Origin of the sequence: Anaerobiospirillum sp. NML120448 (assembly GCF_023050945.1) — a bacterium.
Lineage (GTDB): Bacteria > Pseudomonadota > Gammaproteobacteria > Enterobacterales > Succinivibrionaceae > Anaerobiospirillum.
Map to the genome: position 1 here is coordinate 1 of NZ_JALKIM010000024.1, position 20,089 is coordinate 20,089.

The window sequence follows — 20,089 nt, forward strand, 5'->3', positions numbered from 1 at the left end:
CTTTTTTAAATAGCTTAAATATCAGATTTTTAGCATATAAAACATTAAAATGTTAATTTTTCCCCAAATCAGGGAAAACTCTGGTTAAACATATGTAAAAATAAGGCTGAAATAAGGGCAAAATCCTTAGTTTTGCCTATATTTTTAGCCCATAATCTAATAAACCCTATAAATAAGGGAATCCTTAAGTACATGGGCATGCAAAAAAATATGAAATTTTTTTTACTGCCCTCACATGATGAGCACTAAAATTGAACTAAACGCAAAATTAAAGTATCAACTACCATGCTTCATTTTAGTAAAGCACCTTTAAAGCAACCTACGACTTCTACTATTAACCAACATTAAGTAATAAGCTCAGTGCTTAGAATTAGTAAAGACTTGTTCACATTTATGCCCTTAAAGCAAAAAACTTTTGCTCTATTGAATTGAATTAGTAGCCGCTTCAATCAACACCATCAACACAGACAAGAAGTACGACTATACTAAAGCTAGGCTTAGCCAAGCTTAGCTAAGCTTTATATGGCTGCAATTATTAACAAGGTTGGTATTCCCTCTTTAGTTTGGTACTAACTTATACCTATCTTTTGTATGAGAAACTACAAACTAACATTGCAATGGCATAAGGAATCTAAGACAATTAAGCGCAATAATAGGAGATTACGCTAATGTTCGGGCTCATTTTAAAAACTTTTGAATACCTTACCCCTCTTTCAACTTTAACCTATTTATCATCCAAACTAACTGATGCCCCTATGGGTGGCTTTACTCAGTGGTTAATTCGTAGATTTATTTCTACTTATAAGATCAATGTCGAAGAGTGTGAAAACACTGATCTTAAGAGCTATAAAACTTTTAATGACTTCTTTATTCGTAAGTTAAAACCAGAGGCACGCCCTATTGCTGACAGCTCTACTTGTATTGCTGTATCTCCAGTAGACGGCACTGTAGGTCAAGCTGAAGATATTAAAGCAGGACGTTTAATCCAAGCTAAAGGTATTGACTATAGCCTTAATGCTTTAGTTGGTGGCCGCAAAGAAGACGCTGATCTTTTTGATAATGGTCGCTTTGCTTGCATTTATTTGTCTCCAGCTAACTATCACCGTATTCATATGCCAATGAATGGTAAATTACTTCGTACCATTCATATCCCAGGCCGTCACTTCCCTGTAGGAAAGCGCAATGTTTCTCATATGGATGACTTATTTACTAAAAATGAACGCTTAGTTTGCATTTTCCAGACTGAACGTGGCCCAATGGCTGTCATCATGGTAGGCGCTGCTTTAGTAGGTTCTATTGGTACTGTATGGGATGGTACTGTAGTAAGACGCTCTGGCATTGAAGTCAAAGACTATTCTCAAGAGAATTTAATGTTCGAGCGTGGTGCTGAAATTGGCCACTTTAAATTTGGCTCTACTGTAATTACTCTTTGGCCTAAGTCTTTAGGCGACTTAGAGCTTTATATGAAGAACGGCGCTAAAGTTCAAATGGGCCAAAGCATGATTGGTAATGCCAAGCTTGCTGATGCTAATTTCAAAGATTAATAGGCCCTTGTAAGATTCTAAAAGAGCCCATTTACAAAAATGCCTGCTATCAAAGCAGGCATTTTTATGTCCTAGTAATTGTTGGACAAGTTCATTAAATCTTTATCAAAAGCTGATTTGAAAAACTAGATATACTTTTTTACAAAAACTTGTTAATAAAGTGATCAATAGCACTGTGTCCAATTTTGTGTTGTGATAAAGTGTGTGCTTTTAATTATATATGGCAAAATAGTGATTATTTAATTAACCACCTTAGCTAATTTAGCTAAGTTTTTTGCTGTGTGAGTTCGCATTTTTGATGATTTTCAAGCTACTTAAAGCTAAATTCAAGCTAAAATATACCTTATGTCTTATGCTCTTTATAGTTATAACTTTAGGTAGTTGGTCATCAAAATATTAGAGTGAACTTTGTAGATAATAAGTTTTTCTTATAAGCGAATTTCTAAACAGATTTTGGCTTAAATGCCCTACCCATGGAGCGTGGGAATGTAACGCCTGTGAAATGCCCTATTGTGGATAGACAATTTCGTGTCTTATACAACAATTCTAGGCACAAACAGGAATAGGTAGAGGTTTCCAGCCTCCACCGCTTACGCATTGAGCGTGAGTAGTTCGCCTTAATATGGTATATTAGACACGATTTTTTGCTGTTTGCCATGAGTGGGTTTTAATTCACTCAAGGTTTAGGAGATACACGTGGAAAAAATTCAAGCTGACGTTGCAATCGTCGGTGCTGGTGGTACAGGCTTACGTGCAGCTATTGCTGTTGCACAGGCTGATCCAAAGCTTCGCGTTGCGCTAATTTCTAAGGTTTACCCAATGCGTAGCCACACTGTGGCTGCTGAAGGCGGTGCTGCTGGTGTTGTTCGTGATGATGACTCTTACCAAAAGCACTTCGAAGATACTGTTGCTGGCGGTGATTGGCTTTGCGAGCAGGACGTAGTTGAGTACTTCGTTCGTCACACTTCCGAAGAGCTCTTCCAATTAGAGCACTGGGGCTGCCCATGGAGCCGTAAGCCTGATGGCGACGTAAACGTACGTCGTTTCGGTGGTATGAAAGTACCACGTACCTGGTTCGCTGCTGATAAGTCTGGTTTCCACATGCTCCACACCTTATTCCAGACCTCAGTACAGTTCCCATCAATTCAACGTTTTGATGAGCACTTTGTATTAGACCTCTTAGTTGAGGATGGTGTTTGCCGCGGCGTTGTAACTTTTGACTTACAAAATGGCGTATTCCGTCAGATCAATGCTAAGTCCGTTATCATTGCTACTGGTGGTGCAGGCCGTGCCTACATCTTTAACACCGACGGTGGTATCGTAACTGGTGACGGTATTTCTCTTGCCTACCGTCATGGCGTACCTATCCGTGATATGGAATTCGTACAGTACCACCCAACTGGCCTCTTAGGCTGCGGTATCTTAATGACCGAAGGCTGCCGTGGTGAAGGCGGTGTTCTGTACAACAAGGATGGCTACCGTTACTTACAAGACTACGGTCTAGGCCCTGAGACTCCAGTTGGTCATCCAAAGAACAAGTACATGGAATTAGGCCCACGTGATCGTGTATCTCAAGCTTTCTGGCAAGAGTCACGTAAGGGTCGTACCATTAAGTACCCACTAGGTGAGGCTGTTCACTTAGACCTTACCCACTTAGGTGAGAAGTACTTACACGAGCGTTTACCATTAATCTGTGAATTAGCTCAGACCTACTCTGGTGTTGATCCAGTTAAGCAGCCAGTTCCAGTACGCCCAGTAGTTCACTACACCATGGGTGGTATTGAGACCGATGGCAAGACCGCTACCCGTATGCCAGGCTTATATGCCGCTGGTGAGTGTGCCTCCGTAGGTATCCACGGTGCTAACCGCTTAGGTTCTAACTCCTTAGTTGAGACCGTTGTATTCGGTAAGCTCTCTGGTGATGAGGCTGCAAACCGTGCTCACGAGCTCAAGGACTACGATTCTAAGGAATTAGATCGTCAAGCTGAGGCTGCAATGGCACGTGCCCTCTCCTTATTCGATGTTACTGGCAATGAGTCACAGTACAAGATCCGTACTGAGATGGGCGAGAGCATGGAAAAGGGTGTTGGTATTTATCGTGAAGAAGAGACCATGCAAGAGACTATCAATGTCTTGAAGGATCTCCGTCAACGTATCAAGAACGTTCCATTAACTGATCGTGGTCGTGTATTCAACACCGAGTGGATGAACTTAATTGAGTTAGGCTACACCTTAGACTGTGCCGAGACCATGGTTCACTCTGCTATCAACCGTAAGGAATCTCGTGGTTCTCACCAACGTCTTGACGGTCCAGATGGTGCATACAAGGAGCGTGATGACAAGAACTTCTTGAAGCACACTCTCGCTATTTACAATGCCGAGACTGGTTTACCAGACATTTCCTATAGCGACGTTAAGATTACTACCTTCCAGCCTGCTAAGCGTGTATACGGCGCTGAAGCTGAGGCTGCAGAAGCCGCCAAGAAAGAGGAGGCTAAGAAATAATGGCACAACAGCAAAAAACAATGAAGATTACTGTCGTCCGCTACCGTCCAGAGCAGGACGAGAAGCCATGGGAGCAAACCTTCGACGTTCCTTATATTCATGAGACTTCAGTTTTAGAGGCTCTCTTCTATATTAAGGATCACTTCGAGCCAAGCCTCTCCTTCCGTTGGTCCTGCCGTATGGCCGTTTGTGGTTCTTGCGGTATGATGGTTAATGGCGTTCCTCACCTTGCATGTAAGACCTTCTTACGTGATTACGAAGGCAAGGACATGAAGATCGCCCCACTCGATAACTTCCCTATCGAGCGTGACTTAGTTGTTGATATCTCCGATCTCATTGAGAAGATTGAGCGTATCAAGCCATACATCATTCCTGCTGAGAAGGATAAGAATAAGCCATTAACTGAGGCTTATAAGCAGACTCCACAGCAGATGGAAGCATATCGTCAGTTCTCACAGTGTATCAACTGTGGTTGCTGCTACGCTGCTTGCCCTCAATATAAGATCAACCCAGAGTTCATCGGCCCTGCCGCATTAACCTTGTTGTATCGTTACAATATTGATAACCGTGATGGTGGTAAGGCATATCGCTTACCTTATCTCAATGCTGAGGAAGGCGTTTGGGGTTGTACTTTCGTAGGCTACTGCTCTGAGGTTTGTCCTAAGCACGTAGACCCAAGCTCTGCAATTCAGCTTGGTAAGAAGATGAGTGCCACCGACTACGTCATCAGAATGTTTAAGCCGGAGTAAAACAATGAGTGATGTAAAGAACTTCCGTAAGCCTTACAATCCTCGCTTTGAGGCAACCTGGTGGACAAAGAACCCATTCTATTTCCGCTACATGCTTCGTGAGGGTACCGCCGCTTGCGCTCTATTCGTAGCTTTAGAGCTCTTACTTGGCGTTTTCATGTTTGTATTGAGTGACTTTAGTGGTGATGTTGCCACTGCTAAGAGTGCTGCACCTTACCTCTGGTGGGTACAGGACTTCTTAGGCAACCCATTAGTATTACTCATCAACTTAGCCTCTTTAGGCGGTGTTGTTTTCCACGCAGTAACTTGGTTTGCTTTAATGCCAAAGGCTGTTCGTGTATTCATGAATAAGACCACTACCGACCTCGTACCTGAGATGTTCGTAATGGGCAGTCTCTATGCAGCTGCTGCTGGTGCAACTGTAGTGATCTTAATTGCTGCCTTTGCCAGCATGTAATTAGGAGAAAAAACATGCAAAACAAGCCTGTTCGTTCCGATGAGCCAATCTTCTGGTTATTATTCGGCGCTGGCGGTATGGCCGTAGCTATGGCTTTACCTGCCATTCTTATTATCTTATTAGCAGCTGGCGTAAGTGGCCCTGACTTAACCTCTGGTTTATTAAACTTTGAGCAAGCCAAGGCAATTTTCGGCAACTGGTTCGCTAACTTAGTATTATTCACCATTTTAGGTGGCGTGTTCTTCCACTCATTCCACCGTTTATACCACGCCTTACACGATGTTGGTATTCACACCACTAAGTTACACCACTACGTATTCTACGGTGCTGCTTGTGCCTGCACTTTCGGTGCTTTAGCTTTACAATTAGCCGCTTACTTCAAGGCTTGGTAATTCCAAATCTTAAATAAGCACTAATTGCAAAAGGAAAAGCTGGCTTTTTAGCCAGCTTTTTCTTTTTGTACCTCTCCCCTATCCCCTATCTCCACTCCTACTAATATAGTAGTCAACACTCTCACCTCAAGCCTCCTAACATATATAGAAGTAATAAGAGCAAAAGTCACCCTTATCCTTATACACTTTTAATAAGTGTCATCACTGCCAAGGATAAATAGCCATTTTGTTTGGCAACTGTGCCTTGATTGTGCTTTGTGCTTTAGCATTAAGTAATAACAAATGGCTTATATATAAGCTTTTAGCAAATATATAATGAATTTTATTAAGCTGCTACCTGCCTTAATTTAGCTAAAATTTAAGTTTTTTATACTTAAGTACTTATTTAATTTAATTAATTATTAAAAATACTGCATTCCAGCCTTGATGCTTAGCCATATATTTATTGCTAATTGATAGTTATCGATATCGCAATATGTGCACTTTTAGTATGTTTTTTAATGTGCTTTTAACTAAAATTTGCGGGCGATTTCACGCTTTTGCTAAGACGGCGGCATTTTTGATAAATTTCAGGATTTTTTTATCATTTAGCGCTTGATTTAAACTCATTTTCCATTTCCTTTTGATATAATTTGCGGGCTAAAAATAGTAACAAGTAATAACCGTCACGAGGTAGTTTAAGTGCTTAAGAAAACTAAAATGGTATGTACCATTGGTCCAAAGTCTGAGAAGCGTGAAGTCATGGAAACCTTATTAAACGCTGGCATGAATGTTATGCGTTTAAACTTTTCACATGGTGATTTCGAGGAACATGGTGGCCGTATTACCAATTTAGAAGCTATCATGAAAGAGACTGGCAAAATCTTTGCTGTTCTTCTTGATACTCGTGGCCCAGAAATTCGTACTTGCTCTTTAGAGAATGGTCAGGATATCCAATTAGTAACTGGTCAAAAGATCACCATTACTACTGATAGCTCTGTAGTAGGCAACCGCTCTATTATCAGCGTTACCTATCCTGATTTAGCCCGTGACCTTAATGAAGGCGACATCGTTCTTTTAGACGATGGCTTGCTTGCTTTAAAGGTCTTAAGCACCACCGATACTGAAGTATCTTGCGAAGTATTAAACAATGGCACTTTAGGTGAGAAGAAGGGCGTTAACCTTCCTAACACTCACATCTCTATGCCATTCTTATCTGAGCACGATAAGAACGATATTCTTTTTGGTATCAAGCGTGATGTTGACTTCATTGCTGCTTCATTTACTCGTAACCGCCAAGACGTTCAAGACATCCGTGATTTCTTAAATGCTAATGGTGGCGAGTCCATTAAGATTATCGCTAAGATCGAGAACCAAGAGGGTATCGATAACTTTGAGGACATCTTAGAGTTAGCTGACGGTATCATGGTTGCTCGTGGTGACTTAGGTGTAGAAATCCCTGCTCAAGAAGTTATCTTCCACCAGAAGAACATTATCAACCGCTGCAACGAAGTTGGTAAGCCAGTAATTACTGCTACTCAAATGTTAGATTCTATGATTAAGAATCCACGTCCAACTCGTGCTGAGGCTGGTGACGTAGCAAATGCTATCTTAGATGGCACTGATGCTGTTATGCTTTCTGGCGAGTCTGCTAAGGGTAAATATCCTTTAGAGGCTGTTTCTACTATGGCTACCATCTGCCGTCGTGCTGATCGTGAGGTTAAGGCTTTAACCAACGATGCAAGCTTAAAGAGCAGCAACCCAACCGTAACCGAGGCTGTTAGCTTAGCCGCTGTAGAGGCTGCTGAGACTTTAGGTACTCAGTTAATCGTAGTTGCTACTGAGAACGGCAACGCTCCAAGAGCCTTACGTAAGTACTTCCCAACTTCTCACATCTTAGCTTTAACCCCTAACAGCAAGACTGCTCGTCAGCTCTGCTTAGTTCGTGGTGTTATCCCAACCATCGTAGATCGTATTAACTCTACCGATGAGTTCTTTGAGCTTGGTAAGAAGATTGCTCTTGAGACTGGCCTTGCTAAGGCAGGCGACAAGATTTGTATGGTATCTGGTGCATTAGTACCTTCTGGAACCACTAATACTTTCTCTGTTCACTGCATCTAATATGTAAGTAAACAGAATAACTGTATTTTAAAAGGCCGAACTTTTGTTCGGCTTTTTTTATGTACTCCACAATAAAAAAGGCAACCATATGGTTGCCTTTTTTGCTTGAAGTAAGAGAAAAGAATTAGCTATAAGCATAGCCTTTACGATTGCGCTCACGCTGAGCAGCATCAATTTCTTCATACTTCTTGGTAATAGCAATATTTTGCTCTTCTCTGATATCCTCAGGAATTTGATCCCAAGCCTCTTTAATTGGAGTAATTAAACGAATTACCTCATCAATAGGCTCAATGGTATTGGAGGCATTAGCATCGTTTAAGCGATCTTTCATATACTCATAAAGACCAATAATACGAGCACCTAATTCCTCATCATAGCTAGGATCAACGGCACCTTGAAGGCCATTTAAGATACCCATAGCTTTACTAATATAATCAGCTTTTTTGGCAAAATCGTTTAACTCAATATAGCCCTTAGCTTGGTTTAAGCGCTCAATTAAGCCCTCAAATAACATTTGAGTAATACGATAAGGGCTAGCTACGAGAATCTCCGCTTCCAGCTTGGTACGATTGTAAGCTTTAAGATTACGTCCGTACGCCATGTGTTTCTCCTTCAAAATGTCCGCAAGCTATAAACATAGAGAATTGTAAGCACACGTTTATAGCCAATATTTTTTCACTAAATATGAGGCAGCTTAACAGATTATTAAAATCTTTTAGTTGCTGTAAAAAACTCAGTAACAATCTAAACAATATAGCACACAAAGCATCTAACTTATAAGGATTATCAGCTATTTTGAGGCTGTATTTCAAATATCTTGCTTCACTTCTTATGCCAAAATTAACGGCATTGAGTTATGAAAATTTGATACTGACAATAAAAATAAAGCCTTATTAAGATTTTGTCTTAATAAGGCCTTATCAAAAGATAACAGCATGAATAGCTTACGCCATAGCGTCTAGTACAGCACCACGTAAACTCTCATTTACGCCAGTAGGATCTACTCCTTTTGCTTTAAGAGCAGGATCACCTACCATATCGTCATGGGCTAAACGTTGCTCGTAATTTCTAATTGACTCAGAGATTCGTAAGAATTCTTCTGATGGGATCTGTCTAATGACTTCGTTAGACTTAGCATCCACTACATTAATAATTCTGGCATCATTATAGTCATCAGAAGTATCAAAACGTAAAGCTAACTGCTTTTGGTTTAAGCTACTAATGACTTCTTTAGCCTTATTATGAGCTTCCTCAAGACGACGCTCTTTTTCGTCCTCTCTAATTTGCTCACGCTCTTTGCGTAAGCTCTCTAAATACTCGTTCTCTTCCTGCTCAATAAACGAATTTTTAATGGATGCCTGAGAAACAAAAGTCTCTGGCTCCCAAATATTTTTATTAACGAGCTTGTTTTGAGCAACGGTATGCTTATCTGGATTAGCTGCATTCAACTTGGCATTTTCGGCATCAACTGCAGTAGATGAAGCTGATGAACCAGAATAGTTGCGTAAGCCTTTATTAAGTTCAGCTTTATTGGTAGCCTTACTAACAACCAGATCTCTGTCTGCCTTTACTACACTTGAAAAATCCATGTTCGAGTCCTCTTACCCAATCAGGGAAATATGCACTTTAATCGCTACTTTTAGTGAAATACTTAAAACGCAAGCCTATACCCCAATTACCTAGCTTAATACGCCTATAAGAACCAACAGATATTACAGTTAGTTCGTTAGGTATTTACAGCACTCAATGGTAATCAGCTAATTTCAATAACAAAAAACTAGCGTTTTTGAGCACATCCTACCCTGACTAATGGGGAACCTAACCTAACAAAATGTTAAGCCTTATGGAATAAACTGCAGATAGCAATTAAAAATGCCAACTTCAGTTCACAGCCATTAAAACACTATAAAACAGCCTATTGATGCACAAGGTTGATGGAGTTATCAATTTTATGATCAGCCATGCTTCTACGAACTTAGGAAATAGAAGCTGAGCTTACTATAAGGAGAAACGATCTTACAAAAGTTTAAATTAAGTAATAAAAAGACTTTTGTCAGTGACATGTATAGCATTTTCAGCTATTTTTCCCCTTATCTATTCATATTTAACGGCCTATTTACGGTTTTTTTGAAATTAACTTTGTGATATATCTATAAGATCGTACTTTGATCACAAATTTAAATGGGGTAAAAAAATTAAGTCCCGCCAAGAACCCTTATAAACAACTGTTTTAGTTGGAAATTTGTTACAAAACAAATGTAATTATCACTGCAATTTATTGCACCAAAAAGATAAAAAGCATTACTAAATTAATATCTATTTATCTTAACTACACAAATTTAAAGATTTGTACAATAGTTCCAACATAAGTAGCAGGCAAATGGTAATGGTAATTTAACCAACTCTCTTTAAAAACAACGAAGGCGAACCATTATGGCTCGCCTTCTATTTGTTTTGACTAAAGATAAAATCTTATCTCATAAAGTCAAATAAACTGGTTGAATGCACAATGTTGTAAGATTGCTGTGCCACTTGAAGAGCATTCTGAGTAACTAATAAATTAGATACGGCCTCAAAAGCATCAATCTCAGATACATTAGCATTAGCCTCTTTCTTAATGTCATGAAGAGACTCATTAGACTTAATAATGTCGTCAATGTTGGCACCACGAGCACCAACTAAACCACGATAAGTGTCAACCTGCTTCTTTGAAATGTTAAGATTTTCCTGCATCTTAACAATGTCACGAGTCAACTGAGCACGTAACTCAGTAACCTTACCAGGATCAGCATTATCAATTGGCTCATTTAGAGCATTAATAATGTCAGTTAACTGGTTTAAGATATTGTCAGAGCGAGGCTTATCAAGAACGATGGAAATCTCATCACCATCTTGTGGAGTGCCGCCAGGAACCTCAAATTCCATTCCCTCTACGATAATCTTACCATCCTTAACTTCGCCCTCTTGAAGGACGTTTGCTGGATTTGCATTATCAGTTAACTGGAACTTTCCGTCTGCACCTACTTTAATTTTGAAGGTATTTAATGCTGGATCTGGATCCTTACCATTTACACCACTATTGTAGTGCTTAGCATAAAATGCATTAAACTGATCATAGTCACTAATAGAGCTTTGATAGTTTGTAGCATTACCTGCTTGATTCTTAGCAGTAGCATTAAAATCGGCAGCTAAATGTACGTTCTCAAAGATGTTTAAGCCACTGTCAGTAGTTTGAACAGTTAAGTTTGGTGATACATTTACATTCTTTGAAGAACCGTCAGCCTGACAAATATACTTACCATCTGAGGTTAGCTTATAAGTAGGAATAGAGCTTTGAGCGCCAGAGAAAATATACTCACCCTCAGCATTCTTAGTATTCATGGTGTTGAATAACTGAGCTTGGGCTTGCTTGATATCCTCAGCTAATGCAGCACGAGAACCATCATCCAAAGTACCATTAACTGCTTGAATTAAGCGAGTTTGAATGCTGGACATGGTCTCATAGATTTGACCTAAAGCAGTTTCCTCTTGAGATAAAGCGTCAGCAACAATCTTTGCATTTAGACCATATTGCTTATAAGAAGCAATATCAGACTCATACTTCATGCTAGCTGACATGCCGCCAGGATTTTCACCAGCAGTTTGGAAAAGCTTGCCAGTGTTATATTGCATAGAAGCTTGGTCAACACGAGAGTTTGCAGTCTGTAAATAGCTCAAATGATTGCGATACTGCATTGAGGTTGAAATACGCATAGTTTTCTCCTAATTAGATTGCACCCATAAGAGCGTCGAAAATAGTCTGAGATGCATTAATAATGCGAGCGCAGGCGCTATAAGCTTGCTGGTAACGAATTAAGTTTGCAGCCTCTTCATCGAGGTTTACACCAGCAGTTGAGTTGAATAAGTTTTGGCTTTGCTCACACTTAGCCTCAGCTGCACGTAAATCAGTGCTGGCTGACATTACAGCAGAACCAACAGCAGCAGTTAAATCAGCATAGTCTTCAGTTAAAGAAACCTTGATGTCATCAGCAGCGTGAACTAAGTTCTCCTGCTTGAGGCCTGCCAATAAGTTACCATTGGAGTTATCGTTGTAGCCATCCTCATTAAGTACAATATCAAAGCTAGACTTGTTATCTACTGTGCCAGTGAAGTTGACATCATAGTTTGGATAGCCAGAGTCTTTCTTAGCTTGGTTATCAGTATCCCAAGTTGTGTTGGCAAAAATGTTCTGACCATTACACTCTTTAGGAGCAGTACCTAACTTAGTAAACTGAGGTTTACCATTAACAATGGTCTTGTTGTAAACAACATAATGGCCCTCACCAGTAGCTGCATTAGTAATCTGATACTCAACATAGTTAGGAGCATTATTAGTAAATGCAGGCTTGCCAGTAGTCTTATCAATATAAATACCAAAGTCTTTATCAGTTGCAGCAGTACCAGTCTGGGTAACACCTACTAAAGAAGGAGTTGCATTACCGCCATGCTTGTTGCCACTTACACGGATTGCAGAGGCAAAAGCGAAATCTTCTGGCTTAGAAATGTTGCACTTGATATCAAAAGCAGCATTAATGGTTGGCTGAATGTGGAACTGAGCATCAGCAGCAGCTAACTTGTCTAAGGTCTCACCTGGACCAAAGGTTAAAGTTACGCCATGGCCCTTTAGCTTAAGCTTTAAAGGATCGCCTGGGTTAGCCTTATCGTAAACAACCTCAGCGTCTGGAAGTTGAACTTCCTTGCCGTTGGCATCTACGGTGTAGACAACTGGAACAGCAGGGTTTTGAGTGCTGTCAAAACGGACGAAGTAGTCGGTATTGCGAACATCAGAGCCCTCACCAGGGTTGAAAGAAAGGGTTAAATTAAAGTTACCCTTAGTGCAAATACCCTTTACATCAGGAATGGTGATTAAGTCCTTACCAGCTACGTTACCAAGAGTAATACCACCCTTGTTTTGTACGTTCATTGCGTCAGCAAAAGCAATGGCGCTTTGACCAAGCTCACGCATGGATTGACGCATTTCATCGGAGGCTGCTAATAAACCACCAAGCTTGCCACCCCAGCCTTCGTGACCAATTTGAATCTCAGTCTGGCTAGGAGTGCTGAAAACTAAGCTGATTTCACGACGGGTCTGATCACCAGTCTTCTCGTTAACCTTTAAAGTACCATAGGTATCGGCATTTACTAATAATTGGCCATTACCTAAGTATAAGCTCCATGAACCATCATCTTCGGTGGTTACATTAATATCAACATATGAGGAAAGCTCATTAACTAACTGATCACGCTTATCTAAAAGCTGTAAACCAATATCAGTCTTGGTGATGTTAGCACCAAGATTACGTACATGGCGGTTTACTTCGTATAAGCCTTGAACAAGATCGTTAATAGTTGAAGCAGTATCACTGATCTTGTTGTTGATGTCATTTAACTCATTCTTAATGTTGTAATTAAGAGTGTTATAACGATCAGTAATAGTTTGGAATTGTGCAAGGAGCTCACGGCGATTAGCAATAGAAGTGCTGTTTTGTACAGCCTCTTCCATTGAGGAGAACAGGGCGTTTAGCTTTTCGCTAATAGAAGTATCTTTGCTGGATAAGAGCTTATCTACAGTAGATAAACCAGAGGCATAGGACTCATAGAAGCCTACGTTACCCTGATCGCGGAACATTTCACGCTGAACATACTTATCGTAAAGACGACGAGTTACAGTACTGCCAACACCCCAGTCAATAGCACTGGTATAGACAATTGTTTCCTGACGGGTATAACCATCAGTATTAACATTGGTAATATTGTTGGAGGTGGTGTTTAAAAGTTTCTGTTGGGTAAGAACACCATACTTACCAGTCTGTAACAAATCGAGCATATCCTTACTTCCTTCAACTTAGCGCCTGTTCAATGCCGCTAAAAAATTCTGTTATCTTTCTTAATGCTATTTGTATGCCATAAATGCAATTTGGCGTGTAATATTTTTAAGTTTGGCTGAGTACTGCGGGTCAGTAGCATATCCAGCATTCTGAATTTCATCAAAATAGCTATCTGGATCAAAGCTCTTGCCTGCCGCTTTGGAATAGCGCTCATTGCCAGTTATTAAAGAAACATAATCTTTCATGCTCTCTAATACAGATGGATAAGCTCTAAAGCGAGAGTTTCTGGTAACCATGGAGCCATTTTCAAATTCTGGAGAATCTAAGTCCTGGGTCATGCCATTCCAAGATTTGCCAGCTTTAATACCATAGTAGTTATTTCCAGATGGTACATGTTTGCCCCAACCAGTTTCCAAAGCTGCCTGAGCAACTAAAACTAGTGGGTTCATACCAACACCCTCAACAGCCTTAACTGCGTATGGCATCATCTTCTCCACAAAGTCCTCAGGAGAAGTAAAGTTACGCATTTCCTTGGCATCAGGTAAGGAGGCATAAAGCTCATTAAGATTAGAAATCGTTGCATTGCCATTCTTAGTAGCATCATCATAGAGCTTAGAAGGGCGTTGTCTTTGCAGCACAGCAACAATATTGTCGTTCTTGGACAACTCGTAGAATTTGCTACTCTCTTTATTTAAAGAAGTCACATCACTTACAGCGCTTGGGTCTTTTGCCTCATATGGTCGACCTTCTAATTCGGCCATTAGAGCTTTACCCTCATCACCTAAAGTGCGAGCAAATTGCTTGGTAATTAAATAAGAAATGGAGCTCTTATTAATTGAGCCTGTTCCTGTACCATTTCCATTTACCATGGCTCCAACTTGCTGTTGGGAGAGCATGTCGTCAAAGAAGCCAGAGTATTTGCTTTTTAATGGAGAGTCAGGATTAAGCTCGTCATTAGTAGCACGCATGCCGTCTACCCAATACTGCATGAGTAAAGACTCAAACTGTTGGGCAGCCATGTACAAGGCCTGAGCTTTTTCCTTATTAGTGCCATTACCCATAGCACGTAGTTTGTCTAAACCACGTGTATCAGCAAGCAAGCCCAGATCGGCTTGTGCTTTTTGTATACTAGGTGAGCTAAAATCCATACCTACATCCAAAAAACTAGTCGAAAATACCGAAATTTTGATGACTATATAAAGGAGAAGCCATCAAACCATTTAGGTAGTTGCTATGAATTAAAAGCTGCCTGATGCAGTTTTTAATTGATAACAGCCACCTTTAAATCAAACAAAATAGCTTTGCCAAATTAGTGACAAAAATTTTTGACTTTTTTGTACGTGTTGCAAGCTATATGCCACGCCCCAAAACACCCTTCAAAGCCTTTATTTATCAGCTTACAAAAGATCGACAATACCTCTTTTAGTAGTTAAGGCTTAACTTTTAATAGATATTAAATTTGACAGAAGTTCAGCAACACTTTCATATGCGTCAATAGCATTAAGTCAGCTTTTTTGGTGGTAAGGATTATGTAGATTGTTTTGGTTAGAAATGACTAGTAATTAAATGTATAATGGGAGGTTTATTTAATTTTGTGCTTTTTGAAGATGGTATATGCACAATTTTGTGATTTACACAAAATTAAACATCCATGTGATCCAGATCAGGAATCTTGCACAATTTTGTGAAAAATTTAGAAATTTTTTTTCTCACTTATAAGCCATTTGCCTAGATATAAGCAACTGACAGATTGTTTGTTTAAAATTTGCTTTATTTATCGCAGTTTTATGTATTTATAAGGACTTAAGAAAGTGTGTTTTTTACTAAAAAACCAATAAAAACAAGCATATATTCGGTATTTTATTTTTTGACAGGCCGTCAAAATCTTGCCAAATTTACCCCAAAAAAGCGTATCATTAGCACGTTGGAAAATAAGTCTCTTATTTCATTTTCCTTCCTATATTGCTTATTAAGTCCAAGCAAACAATTAATAACCAGATTTAAACAATCATGGGAGAGAACTGTTTCGGATTATGGTTGTTAGTAGCAATATATGAGTTAATTTCACCTTGGTATTTTAATCTAGTTACTTTAGGCCCTAAGTCTAATTTAACTAATCAAATGCGCATAATGGCTAGGTTTCGTCCCTTAGGCTTAGCTTAAATGGTCATAGCTTGTTATGAACCATATTAATAAGGCGGGAATATGCAGTTTTCTGGAAATGTTCTGATTATTGAGCACGATCAAGATAAACGCCAAGCTCTAGAAACTATTTTTACTTTCTTAGGAGCAGCTACTCAAACAGGCGAAGTTGAAGATTGTCTCTCTTATTTAGATTCCTCTTCTGATCAAATTGATGCATGTATTTTAGGCGATCTCGATCATAAGGATACTATTGCTAAAGTTTTACCAAAGTATCCTCGTACTGCCTTTATTATCTGTGATGATGAATTTATTCCATCAGGTAAAGAAGATGCCAACTACATAGGCCGTCTATCTAAAGAGCCTAGTTATGATGAATTAGTGCAGCTATTGCACTATAGCCAGTCATTTAAAACCATGAGTCGTCTCTCTGGACGTACTGATGGCAAGCGAGGAGCTTTAATCAAGCGCCTAGTAGGCCGTGGTGATGCTATTTGTTTGGTACGCCGTTTAATTGAGCAAGTTGCCCCTACTGATGCCAATGTATTGATTCTAGGTGAGTCAGGTACTGGTAAAGAAGTAGTAGCTCGTGCTATTCATGATTTATCTAATCGCTCCAAGAGACCTTTTGTACCTGTAAACTGTGGTGCTATTCCAGGAGAGCTCCTTGAGTCTGAGCTCTTTGGTCATGAAAAAGGCGCATTTACTGGAGCATTTGCCTCTCGTGAAGGTCGTTTTGAGCTTGCCGAGGGCGGCACTCTCTTTTTAGATGAAATTGGCGATATGCCATTTCAAATGCAAGTAAAGTTGCTCCGTGTGCTACAAGAGCGTACTTTTACCCGTGTTGGCTCTAATAAGATTATTAATGCCAATGTACGTGTAATTGCTGCTACCCACCAAAATCTTGAAACCATGGTAGCTGAGAATAAGTTCCGTGAGGACTTGTTCTATCGCTTAAATGTATTCCCAATTGAGACACCACCACTTAGAGAGCGTATTGATGATATTCCAATCTTAATTCAAGAATTGGTTAACCGTCATGGCAAAGAGCAACATACCACCATTCGCTTTACCCAAAGAGCAATGCTTACCTTAATGCAAAATGAATGGAAGGGTAATGTACGTGAACTCTCTAACCTAGTAGAGCGTCTCTTAATTTTGCATCCTAATGAGGTAGTTGACACCTCAGATTTACCAGCTAAGTATCGTGGTGATGCCGTAGATAATGATCCAATTGCTGAGCGTGAGGCATTACTTGAGGCCTTTACCTGCACTGAGGACTTTGATACTGTCGACGATAACTTTGATATGGATCTTGATGAGACCTTAACCTCAGGCGATCCATCAGCTTTTGGTGTTCCAAATAAGCCTAAGCGCAAGGAATTACCAGATCTGCCAGTTATCCGTGATGAAGATGAAATGTCTCAAGCTTTCGTTCCACGCTTAAGCCCTGAGGGCATTAATCTCAAGAGCATGATCACTGATATTGAGATTTCCATGATCAAACAAGCTTTAGAGCAAACTAATAGTGTTGTTGCTAAAGCTGCTGAAACTTTAGGACTAAGACGTACTACTCTCATCGAAAAGATGAAAAAGTATGGTCTATCCTCCCAGCAATAGCCAATCACTTGCTAGGTTGAGGCATAATATTTTTATCTAAAGCTAAAGGCTTTAAAAATTAAGACGTTTAAAACATAAAGGACAAAGCTCTATTGTCCTTTATGTTTTAAATTGGCCTAGCTCTTCTTTTATTAGCAGGCACCAAGCATTAAATACCAAATAGTTATATAGAGGAGAGCATTAAACTTTAGATAAAGATCTATAGCTCTCTTCATATTAATAATTAGTGTTAAGTGCTGAAAGTTTAATTTACTTGCACTAATGTGCATCGTTTTTTTGGTAGGACGTAAGATGTCAGATATTGAATCCAAAATTACTGAGTTTTTAAAAGACAAGACTATTTTAGTAACAGGCGGTACTGGTTCTTTTGGTAAGAAGTTTATCCGTACTGTATTAGAACGTTATCCTGTTAAAAAAGTCATTGTTTACTCTCGTGATGAGCTCAAGCAATTTGAAATGCAGCAAATGTTCAAAAACGAGAGCCGCTTACGTTTCTTCATTGGCGATGTACGCGACAAAGAGCGTCTTTATTTAGCATTCCGTGGCGTAGATATTGTTATTCACGCTGCTGCTATTAAGCAAGTTCCAGCTGCTGAATACAACCCAATGGAGTGTATTAAAACCAATATTAATGGCGCTGAGAATATTATTGAGGCCTCTTTATACACCAACGTTCAGCGTGTAATTGCCCTTTCTACTGATAAGGCCGCTAACCCAATCAACCTTTATGGTGCTACCAAGTTATGCTCCGATAAGATTTTCGTAGCTGGTAACAACTTAGTTGGCGATCGTAACTTACGTTTCTCTGTAGTACGTTATGGCAACGTAGCTGGTTCTCGTGGTTCTGTAGTTCCTTTCTTTAGAAACCTCATTAACAACGGTGCTACTGAATTACCAATCACCGACGAGAATATGACCCGTTTCTGGATCACCTTAGAGCAGGGCGTACAATTCGTATTAAACAACTTAGTACGTATGCATGGCGGTGAAGTATTTGTTCCTAAGATTCCATCCATTCGTATTGTGGACTTAGCTACCGCTATGGCACCAAATGCTAAGCAGAACATTATTGGTATTCGTCCTGGCGAGAAGATTCACGAGGTAATGTGCCCACGTGATGATTTCCAACATACTATTGAGTTTGATAACTTCTTTATTCTCAAGCCTTCTATTGTGTTCTCTAATATTGATGCTGACTTTACCACTACAGCTTTAGGCGAGAAAGGTAAGTTAGTAGAGCCAAACTTTGAATACAACTCTTTCAACAATCCTCACTACCTAACTGTAGAAGAGCTTGTTGAACTTAATAAGCACGTTTAATTTAAATTAAATTTCTGCGGGGGGCAGCAATCATTAAAGTATTGTTAGCCCCCTTTTTTCATGCAGATAAACATAAGATCCCTATTATTAAAACTCATAGCCCTGATTATAGGGAAGATTGTCATCAGCCTAGTATTAGTCAAACCCAATTACTAATACTTGGGCCCTACTAAAAGGATAAGCTTAATGATTCCTTATAGCACTCAATGCATTGAAGAAGATGATATTAAGGCAGTAGAGCAAGTTTTACGCTCTGACTTTTTAACTTGCGGGCCTAAAGTTGCTGAATTTGAAGAATGTCTTTGCGCCTATACTGACTCTAACTACGCTATTGCCACTTCAAACGCTACTGCCGCATTACATTTATGTATGATGGCCATGGAAGTTGGCCCTCAAGATGAGGTATGGGTTAGCGCTATTAGCTTTGTAGCCTCAGCCAATTGTGCCCGTTATTGTGGTGCTACTGTACGTTTTATCGATGTTGATGCACATACTGGTAATTTAGATGTAGCAAAGCTAGCTACCATGCTAAAAGAAGCCAGAGACAATAACCTCCCGCTTCCAAAGGCTGTAGTAGCAGTTCATCTTTCTGGTCGCCCATGTGATTTAGCTGCTCTTAATAAGCTCAAAAAAGAATATGGCTTTTACCTAGTAGAAGATGCCTCTCATGCCTTAGGCGCTACTTATGAGGGTAATTTAATTGGTAAGACCATTTATTCTGATGTCGTAGTCTTTTCTTTCCACCCTGTTAAGATTATTACCACAGCAGAAGGTGGTGCTTGTCTTACTGATAATGAACAGCTAGCCTCAAAAATTAGGCTCTTACACGCTCATGGCATTACTCATGATACTGCGCTGATGCAAAATAAAGATATGCCAGCCTACTATTATGAGCAAATTGCTTTGGGCTATAACTATCGTATGTCTGACCTTCAAGCAGCTTTAGGTGTATCCCAAATGGCTAAGCTTGATCGCTTTATTCAAAAGCGCCGTCAATTAGCTAAAGACTATGAGGACATCTTAGATAAGTCTCTTATGACTTTGCCTGTAGCTGATGTTGAAGGCTTTGAGAGCTCCTGGCACCTCTACCAAATTCAAGTAGAGCACCGTGATTATTTATATAACACCTTAAGACAAAAGGGTGTTGGTGCACAAATTCACTATATTCCTATTTATCGCCAGCCATACTATCAAAATCTCAAATACCCACAGCATCTTGATGGTGCTGAGTATTTCTACGCCCATACTTTAACTATTCCGCTTCATACTAAGATCAATCGTATTGATCAAAGTATGGTAGGAAGCATGATTGCCGCAGCCTTAGATAAGCTTGAGCAGCAAGCATAGTTTTAAACAATATTACTTTAACCCCATGGCTTTAGTGCTGTGGGGT

14 protein-coding genes are annotated in these 20,089 nt (G+C 39.8%); 9 read left to right on the forward strand and 5 right to left on the reverse strand.

Going from position 1 to position 20,089, the window contains the following annotated elements:
- Positions 1-668: 668 nt before the first annotated feature.
- The 6 genes from asd to pykF all read left to right on the forward strand — a co-directional run bounded on the left by asd (position 669) and on the right by pykF (position 7,747).
- Positions 669-1,544 (forward strand): archaetidylserine decarboxylase, encoded by an 876-nt coding sequence (gene asd / locus MXE38_RS05900; RefSeq protein ID WP_246913130.1) that lies wholly within the window; start codon positions 669-671, stop codon positions 1,542-1,544.
- Between the two features lie 696 nt (positions 1,545-2,240).
- Complete coding sequence (gene frdA / locus MXE38_RS05905) at positions 2,241-4,049, forward strand: fumarate reductase (quinol) flavoprotein subunit (RefSeq protein ID WP_246913134.1); 1,809 nt, start codon at positions 2,241-2,243, stop codon at positions 4,047-4,049.
- Positions 4,049-4,798, forward strand: a complete 750-nt coding sequence (locus MXE38_RS05910) for a succinate dehydrogenase/fumarate reductase iron-sulfur subunit (protein WP_246913137.1) — start codon at positions 4,049-4,051, stop codon at positions 4,796-4,798. Before frdA ends, MXE38_RS05910 begins: the two co-directional genes overlap by 1 nt.
- Positions 4,799-4,802: 4 nt before the next feature.
- Positions 4,803-5,255 (forward strand): fumarate reductase subunit C, encoded by a 453-nt coding sequence (locus MXE38_RS05915; RefSeq protein ID WP_246913139.1) that lies wholly within the window; start codon positions 4,803-4,805, stop codon positions 5,253-5,255.
- Positions 5,256-5,269: 14 nt separating this feature from the next.
- On the forward strand, positions 5,270-5,647 hold the full coding sequence (frdD, locus tag MXE38_RS05920; RefSeq protein ID WP_246913141.1) for a fumarate reductase subunit FrdD: 378 nt from the start codon (positions 5,270-5,272) through the stop codon (positions 5,645-5,647).
- Positions 5,648-6,328: 681 nt separating this feature from the next.
- Positions 6,329-7,747, forward strand: a complete 1,419-nt coding sequence (gene pykF, locus MXE38_RS05925) for a pyruvate kinase PykF (protein ID WP_246913143.1) — start codon at positions 6,329-6,331, stop codon at positions 7,745-7,747.
- A gap of 124 nt (positions 7,748-7,871) precedes the next feature.
- On the opposite strand, the gene fliS is transcribed toward pykF, so the two are convergent.
- The 5 genes from fliS to MXE38_RS05950 form a co-directional block, all read right to left on the reverse strand.
- Positions 7,872-8,348 carry a flagellar export chaperone FliS gene (gene fliS, locus MXE38_RS05930; protein WP_246913145.1) on the reverse strand — a complete coding sequence of 159 codons (477 nt, stop codon included), beginning with the start codon at positions 8,346-8,348 and terminating at the stop codon, positions 7,872-7,874.
- A gap of 343 nt (positions 8,349-8,691) precedes the next feature.
- On the reverse strand, positions 8,692-9,336 hold the full coding sequence (locus MXE38_RS05935; RefSeq protein ID WP_246913147.1) for a flagellar protein FlaG: 645 nt from the start codon (positions 9,334-9,336) through the stop codon (positions 8,692-8,694).
- A gap of 883 nt (positions 9,337-10,219) precedes the next feature.
- A complete protein-coding gene (flgL, locus tag MXE38_RS05940; protein WP_246913150.1) occupies positions 10,220-11,500 on the reverse strand; it encodes a flagellar hook-associated protein FlgL in 1,281 nt (426 codons plus the stop codon).
- A 13-nt stretch (positions 11,501-11,513) separates the two neighbouring features.
- On the reverse strand, positions 11,514-13,613 hold the full coding sequence (gene flgK / locus MXE38_RS05945) for a flagellar hook-associated protein FlgK (RefSeq protein WP_246913152.1): 2,100 nt from the start codon (positions 13,611-13,613) through the stop codon (positions 11,514-11,516).
- A gap of 66 nt (positions 13,614-13,679) precedes the next feature.
- Positions 13,680-14,762, reverse strand: a complete 1,083-nt coding sequence (locus MXE38_RS05950; RefSeq protein WP_246913154.1) for a glucosaminidase domain-containing protein — start codon at positions 14,760-14,762, stop codon at positions 13,680-13,682.
- Positions 14,763-15,819: 1,057 nt separating this feature from the next.
- Here MXE38_RS05950 and MXE38_RS05955 point away from each other — a divergent pair.
- The 3 genes from MXE38_RS05955 to pseC all read left to right on the forward strand — a co-directional run bounded on the left by MXE38_RS05955 (position 15,820) and on the right by pseC (position 20,043).
- A complete protein-coding gene (locus MXE38_RS05955; protein ID WP_246913156.1) occupies positions 15,820-17,376 on the forward strand; it encodes a sigma-54 dependent transcriptional regulator in 1,557 nt (518 codons plus the stop codon).
- 291 nt (positions 17,377-17,667) lie between these two features.
- Positions 17,668-18,696 (forward strand): UDP-N-acetylglucosamine 4,6-dehydratase (inverting), encoded by a 1,029-nt coding sequence (pseB, locus tag MXE38_RS05960; RefSeq protein ID WP_246913158.1) that lies wholly within the window; start codon positions 17,668-17,670, stop codon positions 18,694-18,696.
- 186 nt (positions 18,697-18,882) lie between these two features.
- The gene (gene pseC, locus MXE38_RS05965; protein WP_246913160.1) at positions 18,883-20,043 is read left to right on the forward strand and encodes a UDP-4-amino-4,6-dideoxy-N-acetyl-beta-L-altrosamine transaminase; all 1,161 of its coding nucleotides are present in this window, start codon (positions 18,883-18,885) and stop codon (positions 20,041-20,043) included.
- Positions 20,044-20,089: the final 46 nt, after the last annotated feature.

Coding starts and splice junctions, on each gene's coding strand:
- asd (WP_246913130.1), top strand. CDS start 669: ATGTTCGGGCTCATTTTAAAAACTTTTGAATACCTTACCCCTCTTTCA.
- MXE38_RS05910 (WP_246913137.1), top strand. CDS start 4,049: ATGGCACAACAGCAAAAAACAATGAAGATTACTGTCGTCCGCTACCGT.
- MXE38_RS05915 (WP_246913139.1), top strand. CDS start 4,803: ATGAGTGATGTAAAGAACTTCCGTAAGCCTTACAATCCTCGCTTTGAG.
- frdD (WP_246913141.1), top strand. CDS start 5,270: ATGCAAAACAAGCCTGTTCGTTCCGATGAGCCAATCTTCTGGTTATTA.
- fliS (WP_246913145.1), bottom strand. CDS start 8,348: ATGGCGTACGGACGTAATCTTAAAGCTTACAATCGTACCAAGCTGGAA.
- MXE38_RS05935 (WP_246913147.1), bottom strand. CDS start 9,336: ATGGATTTTTCAAGTGTAGTAAAGGCAGACAGAGATCTGGTTGTTAGT.
- flgL (WP_246913150.1), bottom strand. CDS start 11,500: ATGCGTATTTCAACCTCAATGCAGTATCGCAATCATTTGAGCTATTTA.
- flgK (WP_246913152.1), bottom strand. CDS start 13,613: ATGCTCGATTTGTTACAGACTGGTAAGTATGGTGTTCTTACCCAACAG.
- MXE38_RS05950 (WP_246913154.1), bottom strand. CDS start 14,762: ATGGATTTTAGCTCACCTAGTATACAAAAAGCACAAGCCGATCTGGGC.
- MXE38_RS05955 (WP_246913156.1), top strand. CDS start 15,820: ATGCAGTTTTCTGGAAATGTTCTGATTATTGAGCACGATCAAGATAAA.
- pseB (WP_246913158.1), top strand. CDS start 17,668: ATGTCAGATATTGAATCCAAAATTACTGAGTTTTTAAAAGACAAGACT.
- pseC (WP_246913160.1), top strand. CDS start 18,883: ATGATTCCTTATAGCACTCAATGCATTGAAGAAGATGATATTAAGGCA.